Below are 20,648 nucleotides of genomic sequence, written 5' to 3'. Positions count from 1 at the left end.
GAATCCGTTTGCGGCAAGGCCGCGTAAGTACTCCTGCAATCACGCAAATGCAGTCATCCAGGAGATACCATCATGCGCACCTTTATTCCCGCAGCACTGTTTGTCACCGCCTTTACTTCCCTGCTGGCCGCCAGCGCCCCGTTTGCCGCCGACATGACGACCATGGTGGGTGGCCAGAGCATGTACCCGAGCAAGGACATCGTCGACAACGCCGTCAATTCGGCCGACCACACGACCCTGGTGGCTGCCGTCAAGGCGGCCGGCCTGGTCGATACCTTGAAAGGCAAGGGCCCGTTCACCGTGTTCGCGCCGACGAATGCGGCCTTTGGCAAGCTGCCGGCAGGCACCGTCGACACCCTGGTGAAACCGGAAAACAAGGCGACCCTGACGAAAATCCTCACCTACCACGTGGTACCGGGAAAATACGACTTCAAGGCGCTGGCGAAGGAGATCAAGATGCATGATGGTAAGGCGACCCTGCCCACGGCCAGCGGGGGCAAGCTGATGTTCGCCATGAACGGCATGCACAACATCGTCGTGATGGACGAGGGCGGCAATAGCGCCAACATCAGCACCTATGATGTGTATCAATCGAATGGCGTGATCAATGTCATTGACACGGTCTTGATGCCAAAATAAACGGACGAAAAAAAAGACAGGGAAAACCCTGTCTTTTTTGCCTGCATGGCGCCGATTACTTGGCTGGCGCTGCTGCTGGTGCGGAAGCTGCCGCTGCGGCCGGAGCTGCTGGCGTTGCCGGTGCTGCCTTCTTCGCCTTGTGATGCTTGGCTTTCTTGTGCGCGGCCGGTTTGACGGCGGCTGGTGCTTCAGCCTTGGCTGCCGGTGCGACGGCGGCGGCAGAAGCTGCTGGAGCGGCCGGTGCTGCAGGTGCGGCTGGCGTCTGGGCGAAAGCGGCGGTGGCGAACAGGCTGGCGATCAGGGTGGCGATAACTTTTTTCATGATGAAATCCTATAAGGTAATGGTGCGAATAAAAATCGGGTGCTGATGGACTGGATTACTTGCTTGCTGCAGGCGCTGCTTCAGCGGTGGCCGACGCCAGTTTGGCATCTGCCTTGGCCTTGGTTTTTTTCGCAGTGTGATGCGCCTTGGCCTTGGTGGTGGCAGCTTCCGTTTTTGCGCTGGCGACTTCCGTTTTCGCGGCGACGACAGCTTTCGCTTCCTTGGCGTCCGCTTTCACGACGGTTTGCGCTTCCTTGGCGTCAGCCTTGACGACGGCCTTGGTGTGGGCTGCTTCCACTTTGGCGGGAACCGAGGCTGCGGGAGCTGCTGGCGTTTGAGCAAAGGCAGCGGTTGCGAACAGGCCGGCGATCAGGGTAGCAATTACTTTTTTCATGGTGCAGTCCTCAGTGGTGGTTTGTCTGGTATGTCTGTTGGTGCCGGGATGATTCCCGTGTCACTGAGCATAAAACGCGCCCCCGGACGCTTGCGTTGACGCTCATTACAATCGCTTACATCTGCGTGGCATCCGCGGCCAAAATGGCTTTCAGGATGTCTTCCGAACGGCGCTGCCCGTAGCCCTTGCCGTACGCGCTCGATGCGATGCTCACCACCATGCGGCGCGCCGGTATCACGTAGATCTTGTTGCCGCCATTGCCCGAGGCGAAATGCACGGCGATCTTTTTCCCGGCCACGTCCTGCGTCTTCGCGTACCAGAAATAGCCGTAGCTGTCGGCATAGCGGTCGACGGCGCCGATGGCCACGCGCGGCGCCAGCGCTGCCTTGAGCCAGGCGGCGTCGATCACTCTCTTGCCGTCAAATACGCCGTCGTCCAGCACCATCTGGCCGATTTTTGCCGTGTCGCGTGCGCGCAGCGACAGGTTGCCCTGGCCTTTCGGGTGGCGTGCCACGTCGCGGCCCCAGCTCCAGCGCGTGATGCCCAGCGGCGCGAACAGCGCCTTGGCGGCGTAGTTTTCCAGGTCGGCGCCGCTGGCGTTTTCCACCACGCGCCCGGCAATGTACGAACTCAGCGAGTTGTAGCGGTAGATGCTGCCCGGCTTTGTTGCGGCCGGCACGCCGCGCACGAAGGCGGCGGGGTCGGGCGCTTCATCGAGCTTGTCTTCATTGCCGGGCGAGTGTTCGTCTTCATCGAAGGCGGCCAGGCCCGAACGCATGGTCAGCAAGTCGTCGAGGACGACCTTGCCCGCCGGGCTGGCAGCGACTTCGGGCCAGTAGCCGCCCACCGTTTTTGTTGTCGCCAGCTGGCCGCGCGCCACGGCCGCACCCACCAGCAGCGCGGTGATGCTCTTGCCGGCCGAGCGGATGTCGTGCAGGGTGTCGGCCGTCTCGCCGTTGTAATAGCGCTCGGCGACGATGGCCCCGTCGCGCAGCACGACGACGGCGCGCAAGTCGCCATGGCTGTCGCGGTCCTGGGTTTGCAGGACTTGATCGAGGGTGGCGGGGGCGCTGTCCTGCGCCAGGACAGGGCATGACAGGAGGAGGGCACTCAATAGTGAAAACGGCAGGCGGCGCATGGACAGCTTTCGTGGCGATGGTCGGATTGCCAGTGTCGCCCAATTGCGCCGTTTTGTCGCGCGCAAGCTGGCCTGTTCGATGAAGTTTGCGTGAAGGCGCGCCGGACGAGCACCATGCAAAAGGGACAGCCGAAGCTGTCCCTGGTACTGGAAGTGGCCACGCAAGCGCAGACCCGGCGGATGCGCTCCCGTGGCTACATCTGGCTTACTTTGCCGGTGTGGCAGCAACTGCGGCGTCCGCTTTTGCCGCATCCGCTTTTACTTTGGCTTTGCCGGCCTTGTGATGGGCCTTGGCCTTGGTGGCTTTGGCGTCGGCCTTGGCGCTGGCGACATCGGCTTTCGCATCGGCTGCGACGACCGCTTCCTTGGCGTCGGCTTTCACGACAGCCTTGGTTTCCTTGGCCTCTGCCTTGGCGACGGCTTTCGTGTGGGCTGCTTCCGCCTTGGCGGGAACCGACGCTGCCGGGGCGGCAGGGGTTTGGGCGAAGGCTGCGGTAGCGAACAGGCCGGCGATGAGGGTAGCGATAACTTTTTTCATTTTATTTTCCTGGCAAGTGGTAAGTGATGGTGTGTCGATGATTATTTGGCGGCTGCTGGCGCTGGTACAGATGCTGGCGCTGCGGCGGTGGCCGAAGCCAGTTTTGCGTCGGCCTTGGCCCTGGTTTTCTTGGCTTTGTGGTGCGCCTTGGCCTTGGTGGCAGTTGCTTCCGTTTTTGCGCTGGCCACTTCCGTTTTCGCGGCAACGACGGCTTTCGCTTCTTTTGCGTCCGCTTTCACGACGGCTTGCGCTTCCTTGGCGTCGGCTTTGACGACAGCCTTGGTGTGCGCCGCTTCCACTTTGGCGGGGGCCGACGCTGCCGGGGCGGCAGGGGTTTGGGCAAAGGCTGCGGTAGCGAACAGGCCGGCGATCAGGGTAACAATTGCTTTTTTCATGGTGCAGTCCTCTGTGGTGGTTTGTCTGGTATGTCTGTCGGTGCCGGGATGATTCCCGTGTCACTGAGCAGAAAACGCGCCCCGAAAGGTTATGGTTGACCTTGTTTACACTTTCTTACAATCAGGTGATTTAAGCGACGTTCATTGAAGAAGGCGGCATGAAAATGCAAAAAGACAGCCGAAGCTGTCTTTTTGTGTGGCGCTGAAAATGCGCGGAGGGGATTACTTGGCTGCTGCTGCGGTTGCTTCAGTCTTGGCTTCGTCAGCCTTGGCTTTGGCTTTTTTCGCTTTGTGATGGGCTTTTGCCTTGGTGGCGGCTGCGTCGGCCTTGGCGCTGGCGACATCGGCCTTGGCATCGGCGGCGACGACTGCTTCTTTCGCATCGGCTTTGACTACGGCTTTGGTTTCCTTGGCTTCCGCTTTTGCCACTTCCTTGGTGTGCTTGGCTTCGGCCTTGGCAGGCACGGCTGGCGTTTGAGCAAAGGCTGCGGTAGCGAACAAGCCGGCGATCAGAGTAGCGATTACTTTTTTCATGGTGCAGTTCCTCGAGAAGTGGGGTTGTAGTTCAGGAGATGCATTTCCCCTGTCACTGAGCCAAAAACGCGCCGTATGGCAATCGCGTTGACAACGATTTGATCTAATTACAAACACTTACATTTGCCGGGGCAGGCGCTCTGTTAGCTGGCGTACCGCGCCAGGTGCCGCGGCGGCCTAGACTCAAGGCCACGCGCCGTTCCGGGGACGGTGTCAAGCTCAAATGCGGGCTGCGCCAGGAATTCGTCACCGGCGGCGGCCCGATCGACAGGGAGAAGACGATGCAGAACACATCCACGCCGGACGGCGCCTTGCCGGCCAGTTTCAGGGTCAGCCATGCGGACCGGGTGATCGACAGGGACAGCGGCGCCAGGAAGATCGACCTGGTGCGCTATTACGCGCTGGTGGGCAAGCTGATGCTCGTGCACCTGCGCGGCCGGCCCGTGTCGCTCGTGCGCGCGCCGGCGGGCGTGGGCGGCGAGCTGTTTTTCCAGAAACATGCGGAGTCGTCGGCCATGCCAGGCGTCAAGCAGCTCGATGCCAGGCTGGACCCCGGACACCCGCCCATGCTGGCCGTGGCCAGCCTGCAAGGCTTGCTGGCGGCGGCGCAGTGGAATGTGGTGGAGTTTCACACGCAAAATGCGCTGGCCAGCGCCTACGACACGCCGAACCGCCTGGTGTTCGACCTGGACCCGGGCAAGGGCGTGGCCTGGCCCGCCATCCGGGAAGCGGCCGTGCTGCTGCGTGCCTTTTTGACGCAGCTGGGCTTGCCCGCGTTCCTGAAAACCAGCGGCGGCAAGGGCTTGCACGTGGTCGTGCCGATCCGCCCGCAACACGAATGGGAGACGGTGAAGGCGTTTTCGCAAGCCATCGTGGCGCACATGGCGCAGCACATCCCGACGCGTTTTGTCGTCAAGAGCGGTCCCGCCAACCGGGTCGGCAAGATTTTCATCGATTATTTGCGCAATGGCCGGGGTGCCACCACCGTGTGCGCCTGGTCGGCCCGCACGCGTTCCGGGCTGGGCATTTCCGTGCCGCTGGCCTGGGAGGAGCTCGACCAGCTGAAGGCGGGCGACCAATGGAGCGTGGGCAATGTCCACAGCCGCCTCGACGTGGGCAACGCGCCGTGGAATGGCTATGCGCGCAGCGCGAAGGGACTCGATGCGGCGATGAAAAAGCTGGCCTTCAGTCCTCTTGCCTGAACGGCAGGACGGCGCGCGCCAGCTGCAGCGCTTCCTCGATGGCCGCGTTGAGCAGGGTGATTTCGACGGGCTTGGTCAGGTAGCGGAAAAAGCCCGCGGCCAGGCCATGCCGGATATCGCCCTTCATGGCATTGGCCGTCAAGGCGATGACGGGGATGTGCGCCGTGCGCGTATCGTTGCGCAGGATGCGCTGCGCCTGGTTGCCATTCATGCCGGGCAGGTTGATATCCATCAAGATCACGTCGGGGCGGCGTTCCAGCGCCAGCGCGATGCCCTGGCGGGCGTCGGTGGCCGAGATCAAGCGCAGGTGGGGCAGGAAGCTGACGATGTCTTCCACCAGGCGCAGGCTGGCCGGATTGTCTTCCACGTACAGCAGCAGCGCCTGGCCGCCGGCATCGTCCCCGGCGTCGACGGCATCGCCGGCGGCTACGGGCGGGCATTCCGTTTCCGCCTGCCCGGCGGGCGGCGCAGCCATCGTATCGAGTTCGATCCAGAACACGCTGCCCACGCCGAGGCAACTGTGCACGCCCATGTTGCCGCCCATCAGCTCGACCAGGCGCTTGGTGACGACCAGGCCGATGCCCGTGCCTTCCTCGCTGCCCGCCTCCTGTCCCAGGCGGTTAAACGGCTGGAACAGCTCGGCCATCTGCGCATCGTCCAGTCCCTTGCCCGTGTCGCGGATGGCGATGCGCACGCGCTGCTCCTCGGGCTGCGAGACTTCCAGCTCCACCTTGCCGGCCGGCCGGTTGTACTTGATGGCGTTTGACAGCAGGTTCAGCAGCACTTGCTTGAGGCGCGTATGGTCGGCCCTGAGCGTCAGCGCCTCGCAGGCTGGAAACACCAGGTGAATCTGGCGCTGCTGCGCCTGTTCTTCCACCATCACGCGCACTTCCTCGATCAGCGCGGGCAGCGTCACCGCTTCCATCGACAGGCTCAGACTGCCTGATTCGATCTTCGCCAGGTCGAGGATTTCATTGATCAGGGTGAGCAGGTGGCGGCCCGAGGTGACGATGTTTTGCACGAAGGTGCGCTTTTGCAGCGCGGTCGCGGGCAGGGCTTCATTGGCCAGCAGCTGGGCGAAGCCGAGGATGGCGTTCAGCGGCGTGCGCAATTCGTGCGACATGCTGGTGAGAAAGCGGTCCTTTGCCTGGCTGGCCCGTTCCAGCTCGATTTTCTGTTCGTTCAGCGTGCGCTCGATGCGCTTGCGTTCCGTGATGTCGCGGATGGCCGACGAGACCAGCATGCCTTCCTCCGTTTCCAGCGGCGACAGGCTGATTTCGACGGGAAACTCGGTGCCGTCGCGGCGCAAGCCGTACAGTTCCAGGCCCGCGCCCATGGAGCGGGCGCGCGGCGCCGTGGAAAAGGCCTGGCGGTGGCGCGGATGGTCGGTCGCGTAGCGGGACGGGATCAGCACTTCCACATTGCGCCCGAGCAACTCCGCGCGCGAGTAGCCGAACAGGCGTTCCGTTTGCGAGTTGACGAGCACGATCTCGCCATCGCCGTTGACGATGACGATGGCGTCCGGCGCCGATTCGAGCAAGCCGCGGAACTTCTGCTCGGCCCGGCGGCGGTCGCTGACATCGCGGATGGCGCTGATGACGAAGGTGCCGATTTCCGTCTGGATGGGCGACAGGCTGATTTCCACGGGGAATTCGACGTTGTCCTTGCGCAAGCCCAGCAATTCCAGGTCGGCGCCCATGGTGCGCGTGCGCGGCTGGTCGAAATAGCGCGCGCGGTGCCCCACGTGGGCATGGCGCAGGCGCTGCGGCAGCAGACTATCGATTTGCCTGCCGCTCAATTCGCCTTCTTCATAGCCGAACAGGTGCTGCGCCTGCTGGTTGGCCAGCACGATGGCGCCCGTCGCATTGACCATGATGACGCTGTCCGGCGTCGATTCGAACAGCACGCGGTAGCGCACGTCGACGAACTGGGCGTCGCGCGCCGCCTTCAGCAAGGTCGTGTCCTTCATGGTGGAAATCAGGTAGCGGGGGCCGTCCGGCGCGGCTTGTGCGGCCTGGCAAGCCACGTCGACGTAGATGAGCTCGCCATCCTTGCGCCGCCTCAGCGATTCGCGGTCGTAGCTGCCGTGCAGGGCCAGCTGTTCGGCGATCAGCGGGCCTGCCTCGGCCTGTCCCGGCAGCGAGATCAGTTCCCACAGCGTGCGGCCCAGCGTTTCGTCGCTGGCATAGCCGAAAATGCGCTGCGCCCCGGCCGTCCAGCGCACGACGACATGGTCTTCGCTCGTGATGACAACGCCGCCAGGGGCGCCGCTGAGGATAAGCTGATCTAACTCTGCATCCATTTTTCCGTACGCATGACAGGGCTTGCCGGGTGGCAGGCTGTGTGCATAACGTAGCGAGAAGCCTGCTCAAAGTCAATGCATTTATCTTCCTGGCGATGCGCCCGCAGCCGGTGCAGGGTTCAGGCCGTCTTGCGCAAGTTCCCGCGCGCCATCGCTCAATCCCCTGCGCTGCCGGTGACGGGCAGGACGATGCCGCTGATGTAGCTGGAACAGGCGGGCGAGGCCAGGAAGACGTAGGCGGGCGACAGTTCCTCGGGCTGGGCCGGGCGGCGCATGTCCGTGTCCGCGCCGAATTGCCGGATGTCCTCGGGCGACTTGTCGGCCGGGTTGAGGGGCGTCCACACGGGGCCGGGCGCGATGGCGTTGACGCGGATGCCCTTGTCCAGCAAGTTGCCGGCCAGCGCCATGGTAAATGCATGGATGGCGCCCTTGGTGGTGGAATAGTCGAGCAAGTGCTTCGAGCCGCGCAAGCCCGTCACGGAGCCCGTGTTGATGATGGACGCACCGCGCTGCAAGTGGGGCAGCACGGCCTTGGCCATGTGAAAGTAGCCGTAGACATTGGTTTTCATGGTGACGTCGAAGCGTTCCTCGCTCAGCTCCAGCAGCGATTCGGCGTGTTCCTGGAAGGCGGCGTTGTTGACCAGCACGTCGATATGGCTGAACTTGTCCAATACCTGGCTGACGGCTTGCTGGCAAAAGCCCTGGTCGCGCACGTCGCCGGCAATCAACAGGCAGCTCTGGCCTTCCGCTTCCACGTAGCGCTTGGTTTCGTGGGCGTCCGCGTGCTCGTTCAGGTAAATGATGGCGACATCGGCCCCTTCGCGCGCGTACAGCACGGCCACGGCGCGGCCGATGCCCGAATCGCCGCCCGTGACGATGGCCACCATGCCGGCCAGCTTGCCGCTGCCGCAGTAGTCGGGCGCCAGGAAACGCGGTTGCAGCTGCATCTGCGCCTCGCTGCCGGGCTTGTCCAGGTGCTGGGCGGGCAGGGGAGGCGCCGGCTGGCTGCGGCTGCCCGTCTGCACGGGCGGCTTGCTGTCCCGTTTGTCTGCCTTGGCGGCATCGCGGCCGTCCTGTTCCTGCTGGATGCTGCGCTGCAAATTGCCGGCGGACTGGTCCTTGTTCTCGTTCATGCTGGCCTCCCTGGAAACGACTATCCAGTATCGGCGCGGCACCCGCATCGCACGGTGCGCTTGCTAACAGAGTGGCGCAAACGGGCGCAAAGTTATATGATGGTTGACATAAATGTGGGAGGGCAGCATGAAAGTGAGCAGGGAGCAGGCGGCGCTGAATCGCGAGCGCATCGTGGAGGTGGCGGCAAGATTGTTCCGCGAAAAGGGCTATGACGGCATCGGCGTGGCCGACCTGATGAAGAATGCGGGCCTCACGCATGGCGGCTTCTATGGCCATTTCGCGTCCAAGGAAGACTTGATGATCGAGGCGTGCCAGCATGCCTTGAATAAGTCGCTGGAAGGTTGGCGGGCGAAGGTCGCCAGCGACCCGCAGCGGGCGCTGCCGGCGATTATCGACAACTACCTCACCCCGAAACACCGCGACCAGCCCGGCGGCGGCTGCCCGGCGGCGGCCATGGGCGTCGACGTGGCGCGCATGTCGCCCGGCGCGCGTCCCGCGTTTACCCAGGCCACGCAGCAGCAGTTCGCCTTGCTGCAGGGCTTGCTGCCCGACGGCGCGCCGGATTGCACGCAGGAGCGGCGGCGCCAGCAGGCCATCGCCACGTTTGCGGCCATGGTGGGCGCCATGGTGCTGGCCCGTTCCGTCGATGACGCGTCCCTGTCGGCGGAAATCCTCGACGCCGTGAAGGCACAATTGCTGCAAGACTGATCCCGTGCCCCCTGTCAGCCGGCCTCGTCGCATGATAGGCTTCGGTTTTCAGATTTCGGGATCATTCATGCTGCTCTGGCTCAGGCAATACCGGCGTCCTCTGTTGGCCGGAGACATCACCGCCGGTATCGTGGTCGCCATGATGATGGTGCCGCAAGGCATGGCTTACGCGCTGGTGGCCGGCTTGCCGCCCGTGGTGGGCATCTACGCCAGCATCCTGCCGCCCGTGCTGTACGCCCTGTTCGGCAGCAGCATGACGCAATCGGTGGGCCCCATGGCCATCGTTTCCCTGATGACGGCCGCCGCCCTGGCGCCGCTGGCCGACCCCGGTTCCTCCCTGTATATCGTCCTGGCCGCCCAACTGGCCTTCATCAGCGGCCTCGTCCTGCTGCTGTGCGGCGTGCTGCGCCTGGGCTTCATGGCCAGTTTCCTGTCGCGCCCCGTGATCAGCGGTTTCAGCAATGGCGCCGCGATATTGATCATCTGGGGCCAGATCACGCCCTTGCTGGGGGCGACGCTTCCCCACTGGCACGCGCCCAGCCTGGTACTTGGATTGTCCGGCCTGCTGTTCCTGTGGCTGGCCAAGCGGTACGCGTCGCGCCTGCTGCGGCGCTGCGGTCTGAACCCGGTGGCGGCCGACGTGGGCGCGCGTCTGGCGCCGATGGCGCTGGTGCTGGCCGGCATCGCGCTCGTCGCCTATGGCGGCCTGGAAGCGATGGGCGTGCAGACGACGGGCCACGTGCCCAGCGGCTTGCCGGGCCTGAACCTGGCCACCTCCGGCGCCCATTGGCGCACTTTGCTGTCGCCGGCGCTCTTGATCGCCTTCATCATTTTCCTGATGAGCATGTCCGCTGCCCAGACCCTGGCGCAAAAACGGGGCGAAAAACTGCATACCAACCGTGAACTGCTGGGCTTGGGCGCGGCCAACGTGGCCAGCGCGCTGTCGGGCGGCTTTCCCGTCACGGGGTCGATTTCGCGCTCGGCCGTCAATTTCCAGGCGGGCGCCAACACGCCGCTGGCCAGCATCATCACGGCCGGCTTGCTGGCGCTGGCGCTGGTGGCGCCCACGGGCTGGCTGGCCCTGCTGCCGCTGCCCGTGCTGGCGGCCACCATCATCTTTGCCGTGTCCAGCCTGCTGGACTGGGACACCTTGAAACTGTCGTGGCGCTACGACCGCAGCGATGCGCTGGCCTTGCTGGCGACGACGGCCGGCGTGCTGGTGCTGGGCGTGGAAGCAGGCGTGGTGATCGGCGTGCTGTTGTCGATGGGCACCCTGATCTGGCGCGCCAGCCGCCCGCACATCGCCGTGCTGGGGCGTATCCCGAACAGTGAGCACTTCCGCAACGTGGAGCGCTATGAAGCGCAAACCTTGCCGGACGTCTTGCTGTTGCGCATAGATGCGGGCTTGTTCTTCGGCAATGTCGAGGCCGTGACGGAGAGGGTGGAAGACGAATTGCGCGGCCACCCGACGGCGCGCCACCTGGTGCTGGTGTTGTCAGCCGTCAACCAGATCGACAGCACGGCCTTGCTGGGCTTGATCGAACTCAATAGCGCGCTGGCCAAGCGCGGCATCAGCCTGAACCTGGCCGAAGTGAAGGGACCCGTGATGGACCGTTTGCGCCAGAGCAGCTTATTGAAAGACCTGAGCGGCAAGCTCTACCTGAGCACGGCCCTGGCGACAAACGATTTGAGCGGGAAAAAGAGTGGAGAACCGGCATGACGATGGAATTGAATCTGCATGGCGAACCGCGCGCCGTTGACACCATCGCTGCGCTGGAACAGGCGCTGCAGGAGGCGCGCGTGCTGGCTCAGTGCGAACTGTGGCTGACCCTGGCCACGGATGCGGAACAGGGCCCGGCACTGTGCATGCTGCGCAATGGCGGCAATGCCTGGCTGATGTATCTGTCGGGACAGGACGACCTGAGTTTTCACTCGCTGGGCGACGAAGAGGCGGACGGCGCCTGCAGCTACCTGCTGGCCAATGGCCAGGTGGACGAGTATCCGGAAGCGTGGTGCGTGGAGGTGGAAGAATGCCAGCACGCCTTCGCTGCGTTTTTCAGGACAGGCGGGGCGCGGCCGGCCGCCATCGAATGGGAGGCCGATTGACATGCCGCAAACCATCATCGCCGACATCGACAGCGACTTGCTGGCCGCGCTCGAAGCCAGGGCAGAGTTATTGACGCTGCGCGCCATCCTGTTGCGCTACAAGGCAAGCGGCGTGACGGCGGCGCAAGTGGCCGGCTTGCTGCAGGAATTGCGCCCGTCTATGGAGGACGGCGCGCAGGAAGGGCCGCTGGAAGACGTGATACTGGACGCCCTCGACATGGTGATGGGCTGGTGCACGCCGCAGTTGCGGGTATGGGACGAGGCAGGGGACGAGCATGCATCCTGACAAGTTCAAGCAGGTGGCGGGGCTGCCGTCCGCCGAGCGCCATGCCTACTTTGTGCGCAAGGTAGCCGATACGCAAGAAGTGTGGGGCTTGCACCATGACGGCTGGGCCACGGCGCAGCTTGACGGCAAGGTGGCGATACCGTTCTGGCCGGAAGCGGCATTCGCGCAAGCGTGCGCCAGCGGTGACTGGGAACATTTCCAGCCGCGCGCCATCGGGCTCGATGATTTTCTGGCTAAATGGCTGCCCGGCATGGCGAACAATAAGCAGCTGGCTTTCGTGTTTCCCGTGCCGCAAGGCAGCGCCAGCATCGCGGCGCCTGCCGATTTGCTGAGGGATGTGCAACATGAATCAGAGCAATATGAATGAGGAACGCCTGGACGCCTGGTATGACGGCTCGGCCATCTGCCTGATCGCCGTCGGCGCGCAAGGCGACCCGCTGGACCTGGGCGGCGACGAGGTGCGCGCCCTGATCGCGAAACTGCAGCAGTGCCTGGCCGAGTCCGAAGCTGGCCAGGACTGAAGGCTCAGGCGGCCGCCAACGCCTTTTCCATCGCCACGCTGGCCAGGCTGATGCCGCTGGGGTGCGCATACGCTTCCTCTCGCAAGGAAATAAACCCTGCGGCCCGGTAAAACGGCACGGCATTGAGCGATGCGGACAGGTGCAGACGCGCAATGCCGTGTCCGCGCGCCAGCTGCTCCAGCGCCGCCAGCAGCCGCTTGCCGATGCCGAATCCCGCACGCGCCGGATCGACGAACACGGCCTCCACTTCCTGTTTGTCCGCATCGAGCATAGCGTAGCCGGCAATGGCTTCTCCCTGCATCGCCACGACGCCGCCACCCGCGGCCAGCATGGCGGCATACGCCGGCGGCACAGGCGTAGCCGTCCACGCAGTAATTTGCTCCGGCGCATAATGCGTGGCGCAACTGACGCGCACGGCCACCGTGCGCAGGGCCCACAGGGCATCGATATCGGAATCAAGGGTGGGACGCAGGGTGATGGTCATGGACGCTTTCCGGGCAAAAGGCCATGCTAGCGCAATGGCTGGCAGCAAGCCAGCAAGAGTTCATGCTGCGCTCAGCCAGCAGATGAGCGGCGGCGCCTGGGTCATATAGAAAGACATGGCAACCACCAAAAGATTGCCCTAAGGAATAGACTTGCCCCTGCAGTTGACGTTATCATGTTTTTGTAAGTGTCGGTGGCTGAGCAGTCAGCGCATAGTTGAAACATGGTGACAGGCGGGGGTGAGCATGGGCATGGCGAAGGATGCGTGAGGTGCCTGGCGGCGGGCTGGGCAGGGCAGCGGTGCGCCGCTGTGGCTGCGCATTGCTGCTGGTATTCTGTGTTGCCGCGGCCCCTGCCGCCGTGCCGGCCGCGACGCCGGCCTCGGCGGCGCCGCACCAGGGGCAGCGCGTGCTGTTTCTCAACGCTTACGATTACGGCCGCGCCGGTGTGGAATCGTACACGCGCACCTATGTGGCCGCCATGGCCGCCGCGGGCCTGGCCAGCGAAGACATCATGGTCGAGCACCTGAACCTGAATACCCAGGGCGACCCGGCGCTGCGCAATGAGATGCGCGATTTGTTGCTTTTAAGATACACCAAGATGATGGGCCGCAAGGCCGACCTGATCATCGCCATGCAGCAGCCGGCGCTCGATTTGTTGCTGTCGGACCTGGCGCCGCTGGCGCGCGGCGTGCCCGTGCTGGCGATCAATACCTCGGGCAAGGCCTTGCCGGTCGGTAGCCCGTCTTCCATCTGGCAGCAAAAGGCGAATGTCGATTTTCCCGGCACCCTGGCGCAAGCCATGGCGCTGTTTCCCGACACCAAGACCATCGTCATGGCCGTCGGCGCCAGCGAGGCCGACCAGGCCCTGAAGCGCAACATGCAGCAGGCGGCGCAGGCGTGGCAGGGCAAGGTGACCATGCGCTACCTCGATGACCTGACCCTGGAACAGATGCGCGCGGCCGTGGCGCGCTTGCCCGCCGATACGCTGTTGGTGGCGGGCAATGTCAACCGCGACGTGGACGGCAACATCGCCACGCCGGTGCAGTTTGCCGCCCAGCTGGCGCGGCTGGCCAATGTGCCCGCCTTTGGCATGTATAACGCGACGGTCGGCAAGGGCATCCTGGGCGGCTCCATCCTGCACATCGAGCGGGCCGCGCAGCAGGTGGCGCAGATGTCGCTGGCCGTGTTGGCCGGCAAGGCGCCTGCCGCGCCGGGCGCCCTGCTGCCGCCGGCGCACCCGGTGCCCATGTATGACTGGGAACAGCTGCAGCGCTGGGATGCGGATATCAGCCGGCTGCCGCCACACACCCTGTTCTTCAACCGTCCGCCGCAACTGTGGCACGAGCACCGCGTCGCCGTGCTGTCGGCCGGCGCCGTATTTCTCGCCATGGCGTGCATGCTGAGCGCCTTGCTGCTGCAGCGCCGCCGCCTGCGCCGCGCCGAGAGCGATGCGCGCGAAAGCGAGCAGCGCTTCCGCATCCTCGTCGAGCATGCACCCGAAGCCATCGTCGTATATGACCTGGACCTGGACCGCTTCATCGACGCCAACAGCAGCGCGCAGCGCATGCTGGGGATGCCGCGCGAAGCGCTGCTGGCGCGCGGGCCGTTCGACCTGTACACGGGCGAGCAGCCCGATGGCCTGCCGCTGGGACTCATGATGGAAGAGCATCTGCGCCGCGCCATGCTGGGCGAACCCATCCTGGTCGAGCGCAATGTGCGGCGCGCCGACGGCAGCATCTTTCCCTGCGAAGTGCGGCTGGTGCGCTTGCCGATGGAAGGGCGGCGCCTGGTGCGCAGCGGTATCGTCGACATTTCCGAGCGCAAGCACGGCGAGCAGGAATTGCTCGGCTACCGCGACCACCTGGAAGAGCTGGTGCAGCAGCGCACGGCGGCCCTGTCGGTGGCCGTCACCGAGGCCGAATCGGCGAACCGCGCGAAAAGCGTCTTCCTGGCCAACATGAGCCACGAATTGCGCACGCCCTTGAATTCCGTGATCGGCTTTTCGCAGATGATGGCCGATTCGAGCAGCATGTTCGAGGAAGAAAAGCATAACCTGGCCATCATCAACCGCGCCGGCCATCATTTGTTGACCTTGATCAACGATATCCTGGAATTGTCGAAAATCGAGGCGGGCCGCATGCAGCTGCAAGCGGGGCCCGTGGACTTGAACGGCTTGCTCGACGAGGTGCTCGAGATGGTGCGCATGCGCTCCGGCGACCAGGGCATCGCGCTGCGGCTGGAGCGTTCCGGCGTGCCGCCGCTGGTGCGCCTCGACGGCGCCAAGCTGCGCCAGGTGCTGCTCAATTTGCTGTCGAATGCGCTCAAGTTCATCGAGCAGGGCAGCGTGACCCTGTCGCTGGCCTGCCAGGCAGACAAGGATGGGCAAGTGGCGCTGGCGTTTGCCGTGCGCGATACGGGCAGCGGCATCGCGCAAGAGGACCTGGAACGCATCTTCGAACCGTTCGTGCAGGCCGACAGCGCCGTGGCGCAGGCCGGCACGGGACTGGGGCTGACCATTTCGCGCGAATTCGTGCGCCTGATGGGCGGCGAGCTGCGCGTCGAGTCGACCTTGGGGGCCGGCTCCGTGTTCCACTTCGACTTGCGCGCGCCCTGCGTGCAGTGCCCTGCCGCCGCACCGCTGGCGCCGGGCCGCGTGGCGCGCCTGCCGGCGGGCCAGCGCGGGCGCACGGTGCTGCTGGTCGACGATGACGACAACTGCCGCAAGCTGCTGGCCGGCTTGCTGGCGCCGCTGGGCTTCCAGCTGCAGGAGGCGGCCGGCGGCGTGCAGGCGCAAGCCATGCTGGCGGCGCAGCGCTACGACATGGTGCTCAGCGACTGGCGCATGCCGGACATGGACGGCCTGGCGCTGACGCGCTGGCTGCGCGCGCAGCCGGCGCTGGTGCAGCCGCGCCTGGTGATCATGACCGCCTCCGCCTTCGAGGAAGAAAAGCAGGAGGCGCTGGCCGCCGGCGCCGACGGCTTCCTGCGCAAGCCGATCGAACAGGAACACCTGTTCGCCATGCTGGAGCAGCAACTGGGCGTGCGCTTCCAGCGCACCGCCGCCGCGCCGCCGCGCGTGCCGGCGGCCGCCTTCGACCTGCAGCAGGCGCTGGGCCAGCTGGGCGCGGCCGAACGGCAGGCGCTGCTCGAATCCGTGCGGGCCCTCGATTTGCGGCGCAGCGCCATCGTGCTGGCCGGCGTGGCGACCAGCCTGCCGCAGCTGGCTGCGCACATCGCCGCCATGCTGGAACAGCATCAGTACCAGCCGCTGTGCGCCTTGCTGGCGCAGCTGGCCAGCGAACCGCAGGGCGAAGACGCATGACGGTTCACGCATCCAAGGGCGCGCGCCTGGGCGGCGTCTCCATCGTGCTGGCCGTCAGCGTGGCGCTGACCTTTGTCGTCACCGCGCTGCTGCTGGTGTTTGCCGTGCTGTTTTACCAGTCCGAACGCGAGCAGCGCTGGCAGCAGCTGCACCGCAGCCTGGCCCTGAGCGCGGACCAGCTGGCCGTGGCCATCGAACTGCCCTTGTGGAATCTCGATGAAAAGCAGATGCAGGCCATCATGCGCAGCACGCTGGGCAAGCGCGACCTGGTGGCCAGCTCCCTGACGCCGGGCATCGGCAAGGAAGCGCTGGTGCTGCGCCGCACCGCGACCGGCGCCATCGGCAGTTTTTCCTCGCTGTCCGCGGAACCCGGCTGGCTGGTGCAGCGGCGCCCCGTGACGATGGGCGGGCAAGTCATCGGCAACGTGGCCGTGTATGCGACGCCGGCCCTGTTGCACGCGCAGCTGCGGCAACGCGCGCTGGGCATCGGTGCCATGATCGTGGCGCTCGACGTGATCCTGGTGGCCAGCATCTGGCTGCTCATGTGGTGTCTGATGCTCAAGCCCTTGAAGGCGATCGGCCAGTATGCGGCCGGCGTCCAGGCAGGGCAGAGCGAAGCGGCCGGCACGCCGCCGAAAGCGTGGTTCCTGGGCGAGCTGCGCACGTTGTACCGTTCCATCCGCGACATGGTGGCGCTGCTCGACAGCCGCTACCGCGCCTTGCAGCGCAGCGAGGAGCGCGTGCAGATGGCCACCGGCGCGGCCAGCATCGGCATCTGGGACTGGAGCGTCATCAACGATGCCTTGCAGTGGGACGAGCAGATGTATGCGCAGTTCAAGGCCGATGCGAACAGCGCGATGGCGCCGGCGGCGATCTGGCGCGCGGCGCTGATGCCGGACGATGTGCCGGCCGCCAAGGAGGCCCTGCGCGCCGCGCTGGGCGCCGGCCAGGCCTTCACGCACGAGTACCGCATCCTGTGGCCCGATGGCGCCATCCGCTACATCAAGGCCGATGCCGTGATCTTCCGCGACGGGCAGGGGCGGCCCATGCGCCTGGTGGGCTCGAACTACGACATCACGGCGCACCGCGAGGCCGAACTGGAACTGCTGCGCCACCGCCATCACCTGGAAGAACTGGTGGCCGAGCGCACGAGCGCCCTGTCGGTGGCCGTCAGCCAGGCGCAGGCGGCGAACCGCGCCAAGAGCACCTTCCTGGCGAACATGAGCCACGAACTGCGCACGCCCTTGAATTCCGTGATCGGCTTTTCGCGCCTGATGGCCGCCTCGCCGAACATGCAGGACGATGAAAAGCGCAACCTGGCCATCATCCACCGCTCCGGCAATCATTTATTGACGTTGATCAATGAAATCCTCGAACTGTCGAAGGGCGAGGCGGGGCGCCTGCACGCGCAGACGGCCGTGGTGGCGCTGGCGCCCCTGCTGCAGGAAGTGATGGACATGCTGGGCATGCGCGCCGAGCAGCAGGGGCTGGCCTTGCGCCTCGATTGCGCCGACGTGCCGGCGGCCGTGCTGCTCGACGCGACGCGTCTGCGCCAGGTGCTGCTGAACCTGATGTCGAACGCCGTCAAGTTTGCCGGCGGCGGCGAGGTCGCCTTGCGCGTGCGCGGCGAGCGGCGCGATGACGCCACGTGGCGCCTGTCGTTCGCCGTCAGCGACACGGGCATCGGCATCGCCCCGGAAGACCAGCAGCGCATCTTCGAGCCTTTCGTGCAGGCCGACAGCGCGGGACCGAAGGATGGCACGGGCCTGGGCCTGGCCATCTCGCGCGAATTCGTGCAATTGATGAAAGGCGAACTGACGGTGGAATCCATGCCGGGGCAGGGTGCCACCTTCCGTTTCAGCATACCCGCGCAGGCGGCCGAGGCGCCCGTGGCGGCGCCCGTGCCGCTGCCCGCAGTGCCGGCGCCCGAGGCGCCGCCGGCATTGCGGGCGCAAGACTTGCTGCTGCTGGCAGGGGAAGAGCGCGCCTCCTTGCTGGTGGCGCTGCGCGAATTGAACCTGGCCAGGGTGGCACTGCTGCTGGGCGCCTTGCCGCCGGCGGCCGCGCCCGTGCTGGCGCCGCTGCAGGCGATGCTTGACCAGCATCAATACCGTCAGCTGTGCGACTTGCTGGAGAATGAGGGCGCGCTGGCGCACGCTTGAAAAGTGTGGGCTGACAACATCGGATTCGCTGAAAAGACGGACTAAGTGCCGCCGATGGATGGTGCTAAATTGCAATAAAGATTATGATGATAGTACGTAGTTCATCGCAAAGAAATGTCTTGTCCAGCGCGGCAACGGACCGCCGCGCCTCATCCAAAGCTGAGAGAACTGCTACATGCACCGCGATTTTTCGGAAGTGAATTCGAAGGGCGAAGTACTGATCGTTGAAGATACGCCGGCTTCGCTGAAGCTGTTGAGCGATTTGCTGGGCGGCGCCGGCTATGCGGTGCGCCAGGCGCCGAATGGCGAACTGGCCCTGTGGACGGCCCAGGCGCGCCCGCCCGAGCTGATCCTGCTCGACGTGCGCATGCCCGGCCTCGACGGCTTTGAAGTGTGCCGCCGCCTGAAGGAGATACCGTCCCTGCGCCAGGTGCCGGTGATCTTCCTGTCGGCCCAGTACGACACGGACGACAAGGTGCGCGGCTTCGCGCTGGGTGCCGTCGATTTCATCGCCAAACCCTTCCAGGCCGAGGAAATCCTGGCCCGCACGGACGCCCACGTGCGCCTGGCGCGGGCGCAGCTGCAGCTGGCGCAGGAGCGCGCCAACCTGGAACGGCGCGTGGCCGAACGCACGGCCGAACTGGAGCAGGTGGCCAGTACGCTGGCGCGCGAAGTGCAGATCCGCCGCGCCAATGAAGAATTGCTGCGCCTGTCGGGCCAGGTCTTCGAAGCGACGCAGGACGCCATCCTGATCACCGATCCGGCCGGCGTCATCGTCACGGCCAATCCCGCCTTTACGCGCATCACCGGCTACGCGGCGCAGGAAGTGGTGGGCACGGACATTTTGCGCCTGCACGCCGAATACACGGGCGAGGCCGTGCTGCTGGCCCTGCGCCAGGGCTTGCGCAGCAGCGGCTGCTGGTCGGGCGAGGTGCAGACGCGGCGCAGGAGCGGCGACACCTATCCCTGCCTGCTCAGCGTCTCCACCGTGCACGGGCCCGACGGCGCCGTCGTCAACTACATCGGCGTCTTCCTCGACATCAGCGAGCGCAAGGCCGAGCAGCATCTGATCGATTTCCTCTCCTACCACGACGCGTTGACGGGCTTGCCGAACCGCGTGCTGCTGCGCGAGCGCTTCGAACAGGCGCGCGCGAACGCCCTGCGCGAAGGCCAGCAGGTGGTGCTGATGTGCCTGGACCTGGACCGCTTCAAGAACATCAACGATTCGCACGGCCAGGCCGTGGGCGACAAGGCGCTGCAAGTGGTGGCGCGTTTCCTGTCCGGTTGCGTGCGCGAAGGCGACACGGTGGTGCGCCAGGGCGGCGACGAATTCCAGATCCTGCTGCAGGACGATGCCCTGCTGGGGCGCACGCTTGCGCTGGCGCAAACCATCCTGGCCGGCTTGCGCGAGGAACTCAGCGTCGATGGCGAGCGCCTGGCGCTGACGACCAGCATCGGCATCGCCATGTGCCCGGCCGACGGCGACAGCCTCGACGACGTGCTGCGCCACGCCGACACGGCCCTCGTGCGCGCCAAGGAAATGGGGCGCGACCATTACGCCTTCTTCACGGAGCGCATGGGCAGCGACATCCGCGCCCGCCTGGCGATGCAGCAGCAGCTGCGCGGTGCCATCGGCCGCGATGAATTCGAAGTGCACTACCAGCCGCAGATGTGCTTGCGCACGGGCGCCTTGCTGGGCGCGGAAGCCTTGCTGCGCTGGGATAACCCGGTGCTGGGCAAGGTGCCGCCCGGCCTGTTCATCGCGCTGGCCGAGGAATATGGCTCGATCACGGCCATCGGCGAATGGGTGCTCGAAAGCGTCTGCGCGCAAATCCGCGCCTGGCACGACGCGGGCCTGGGCAGCATCAAGGTGGCCGTCAACCTGTCCGGCAAGCAGTTCGCGCAAGACCGCACGGTGCCGTTCGTCGAGGCGGCCTTGCGTAAATACGCCATCGCGCCTGCCTGCCTGGGCATCGAAATCACGGAAAGCACGGTGATGGGCGACCCAGACAAGGCGGTGGCGGCCCTCACGCGCCTGAAGGATATCGGCGTGGGCATTTCGCTTGACGACTTCGGCACCGGCTATTCCAGCCTCGGCTACCTGAAACGCTTCCCCATCGACGTGCTGAAGATCGACAAATCGTTCGTCGACGACGTCACCACCAGCAGCAGCGATGCGGCCATCGCCCGTTCCGTCATTTCGCTGGCGCATAACCTGGACATGCGCGTCATCGCCGAAGGCGTGGAAACGCGCGAGCAGGTGGATTTTTTGACGGAACACGGCTGCGACGAAATGCAGGGCTATTATTTCAGCCGCCCCCTGGCCGCGGAAGCCTTCACGGCGCTGCTGCGCGAACGGCGTGTGCTGACGGTGGCGCCGGCAGCCGTGTCGGCATAAGCACACCCCGCGCCGCGCCTGCACTGTAATCGCACTGATATGGTGCGGGCGCCGCAATGCGG

Annotated in this window: 19 protein-coding genes and 1 pseudogene; 11 read left to right on the top strand and 9 right to left on the bottom strand. The window is 65.2% G+C overall.

Annotation, left to right across the window (positions count from 1 at the left end; translation table 11 throughout):
• Positions 1-162: 162 nt before the first annotated feature.
• Complete coding sequence (locus VPH40_RS06415) at positions 163-639, top strand: fasciclin domain-containing protein (RefSeq protein ID WP_257219082.1); 477 nt, start codon at positions 163-165, stop codon at positions 637-639.
• 55 nt (positions 640-694) lie between these two features.
• Here the strand turns inward: VPH40_RS06415 and VPH40_RS06410 are convergent, their stop codons facing one another.
• From VPH40_RS06410 to VPH40_RS06385, 6 genes are all read right to left on the bottom strand, one after another.
• Positions 695-961, bottom strand: coding sequence for a hypothetical protein (locus tag VPH40_RS06410; RefSeq protein ID WP_152257397.1), 267 nt, complete (start codon positions 959-961; stop codon positions 695-697).
• Positions 962-1,016: 55 nt separating this feature from the next.
• Positions 1,017-1,355, bottom strand: coding sequence for a hypothetical protein (locus VPH40_RS06405; protein WP_328573011.1), 339 nt, complete (start codon positions 1,353-1,355; stop codon positions 1,017-1,019).
• Positions 1,356-1,470: 115 nt separating this feature from the next.
• Complete coding sequence (locus VPH40_RS06400) at positions 1,471-2,469, bottom strand: serine hydrolase domain-containing protein (protein ID WP_328573010.1); 999 nt, start codon at positions 2,467-2,469, stop codon at positions 1,471-1,473.
• A 229-nt stretch (positions 2,470-2,698) separates the two neighbouring features.
• The gene (locus VPH40_RS06395; RefSeq protein ID WP_289904483.1) at positions 2,699-3,031 is read right to left on the bottom strand and encodes a hypothetical protein; all 333 of its coding nucleotides are present in this window, start codon (positions 3,029-3,031) and stop codon (positions 2,699-2,701) included.
• A 41-nt stretch (positions 3,032-3,072) separates the two neighbouring features.
• The gene (locus tag VPH40_RS06390) at positions 3,073-3,426 is read right to left on the bottom strand and encodes a hypothetical protein (RefSeq protein WP_328573009.1); all 354 of its coding nucleotides are present in this window, start codon (positions 3,424-3,426) and stop codon (positions 3,073-3,075) included.
• Between the two features lie 222 nt (positions 3,427-3,648).
• Positions 3,649-3,960 (bottom strand): hypothetical protein, encoded by a 312-nt coding sequence (locus VPH40_RS06385; protein ID WP_099667384.1) that lies wholly within the window; start codon positions 3,958-3,960, stop codon positions 3,649-3,651.
• 299 nt (positions 3,961-4,259) lie between these two features.
• On the opposite strand from VPH40_RS06385, the pseudogene ligD reads away from it, so the two are divergent.
• A pseudogene (gene ligD / locus VPH40_RS06380) lies at positions 4,260-5,162 on the top strand (non-homologous end-joining DNA ligase); the annotation flags it as partial.
• Here the strand turns inward: ligD and VPH40_RS06375 are convergent.
• Positions 5,146-7,464 carry a PAS domain S-box protein gene (locus VPH40_RS06375; protein WP_328573008.1) on the bottom strand — a complete coding sequence of 773 codons (2,319 nt, stop codon included), beginning with the start codon at positions 7,462-7,464 and terminating at the stop codon, positions 5,146-5,148. The pseudogene ligD and the gene VPH40_RS06375 sit on opposite strands and share 17 nt — an antisense overlap.
• A gap of 155 nt (positions 7,465-7,619) precedes the next feature.
• Positions 7,620-8,597: an SDR family oxidoreductase gene (locus VPH40_RS06370; protein ID WP_328573007.1), complete on the bottom strand. Its 978-nt coding sequence runs from the start codon at positions 8,595-8,597 to the stop codon at positions 7,620-7,622.
• A 127-nt stretch (positions 8,598-8,724) separates the two neighbouring features.
• Between VPH40_RS06370 and VPH40_RS06365 the strand changes: the two genes are divergently transcribed.
• The 6 genes from VPH40_RS06365 (at position 8,725) to VPH40_RS06340 (ending at position 12,219) form a co-directional block, all read left to right on the top strand.
• Positions 8,725-9,306 (top strand): TetR/AcrR family transcriptional regulator, encoded by a 582-nt coding sequence (locus VPH40_RS06365; RefSeq protein WP_289897375.1) that lies wholly within the window; start codon positions 8,725-8,727, stop codon positions 9,304-9,306.
• Positions 9,307-9,373: 67 nt separating this feature from the next.
• On the top strand, positions 9,374-11,026 hold the full coding sequence (locus VPH40_RS06360; protein ID WP_328573006.1) for a SulP family inorganic anion transporter: 1,653 nt from the start codon (positions 9,374-9,376) through the stop codon (positions 11,024-11,026).
• Positions 11,023-11,412, top strand: a complete 390-nt coding sequence (locus VPH40_RS06355) for an Imm1 family immunity protein (RefSeq protein ID WP_328573005.1) — start codon at positions 11,023-11,025, stop codon at positions 11,410-11,412. Before VPH40_RS06360 ends, VPH40_RS06355 begins: the two co-directional genes overlap by 4 nt.
• Before the next feature lies 1 nt (position 11,413).
• Positions 11,414-11,698, top strand: a complete 285-nt coding sequence (locus tag VPH40_RS06350) for a hypothetical protein (protein ID WP_328573004.1) — start codon at positions 11,414-11,416, stop codon at positions 11,696-11,698.
• Positions 11,688-12,065, top strand: a complete 378-nt coding sequence (locus VPH40_RS06345; protein WP_328573003.1) for a DUF2750 domain-containing protein — start codon at positions 11,688-11,690, stop codon at positions 12,063-12,065. The genes VPH40_RS06350 and VPH40_RS06345 overlap by 11 nt, the downstream gene beginning before the upstream one ends.
• The gene (locus VPH40_RS06340; protein ID WP_289914215.1) at positions 12,043-12,219 is read left to right on the top strand and encodes a hypothetical protein; all 177 of its coding nucleotides are present in this window, start codon (positions 12,043-12,045) and stop codon (positions 12,217-12,219) included. Before VPH40_RS06345 ends, VPH40_RS06340 begins: the two co-directional genes overlap by 23 nt.
• 4 nt (positions 12,220-12,223) lie before the next feature.
• Here the strand turns inward: VPH40_RS06340 and VPH40_RS06335 are convergent, their stop codons facing one another.
• Positions 12,224-12,703, bottom strand: a complete 480-nt coding sequence (locus tag VPH40_RS06335) for a GNAT family N-acetyltransferase (RefSeq protein ID WP_328573002.1) — start codon at positions 12,701-12,703, stop codon at positions 12,224-12,226.
• A gap of 260 nt (positions 12,704-12,963) precedes the next feature.
• On the opposite strand from VPH40_RS06335, the gene VPH40_RS06330 reads away from it, so the two are divergent.
• From VPH40_RS06330 to VPH40_RS06320, 3 genes are all read left to right on the top strand, one after another.
• Positions 12,964-16,026: a sensor histidine kinase gene (locus VPH40_RS06330; protein ID WP_328573001.1), complete on the top strand. Its 3,063-nt coding sequence runs from the start codon at positions 12,964-12,966 to the stop codon at positions 16,024-16,026.
• Positions 16,023-18,188, top strand: a complete 2,166-nt coding sequence (locus VPH40_RS06325; protein ID WP_328573000.1) for a sensor histidine kinase — start codon at positions 16,023-16,025, stop codon at positions 18,186-18,188. The genes VPH40_RS06330 and VPH40_RS06325 overlap by 4 nt, the downstream gene beginning before the upstream one ends.
• A gap of 175 nt (positions 18,189-18,363) precedes the next feature.
• Complete coding sequence (locus tag VPH40_RS06320; RefSeq protein WP_328572999.1) at positions 18,364-20,586, top strand: two-component system response regulator; 2,223 nt, start codon at positions 18,364-18,366, stop codon at positions 20,584-20,586.
• Positions 20,587-20,648: the final 62 nt, after the last annotated feature.

Source organism: Janthinobacterium sp. P210005 (assembly GCF_036231865.1).
Classification (GTDB): Bacteria; Pseudomonadota; Gammaproteobacteria; order Burkholderiales; family Burkholderiaceae_D; genus Janthinobacterium; species Janthinobacterium kumbetense.
Note: the sequence above shows the minus strand (reverse complement) of the source record. Positions and strands in the feature narration are given on the sequence as shown.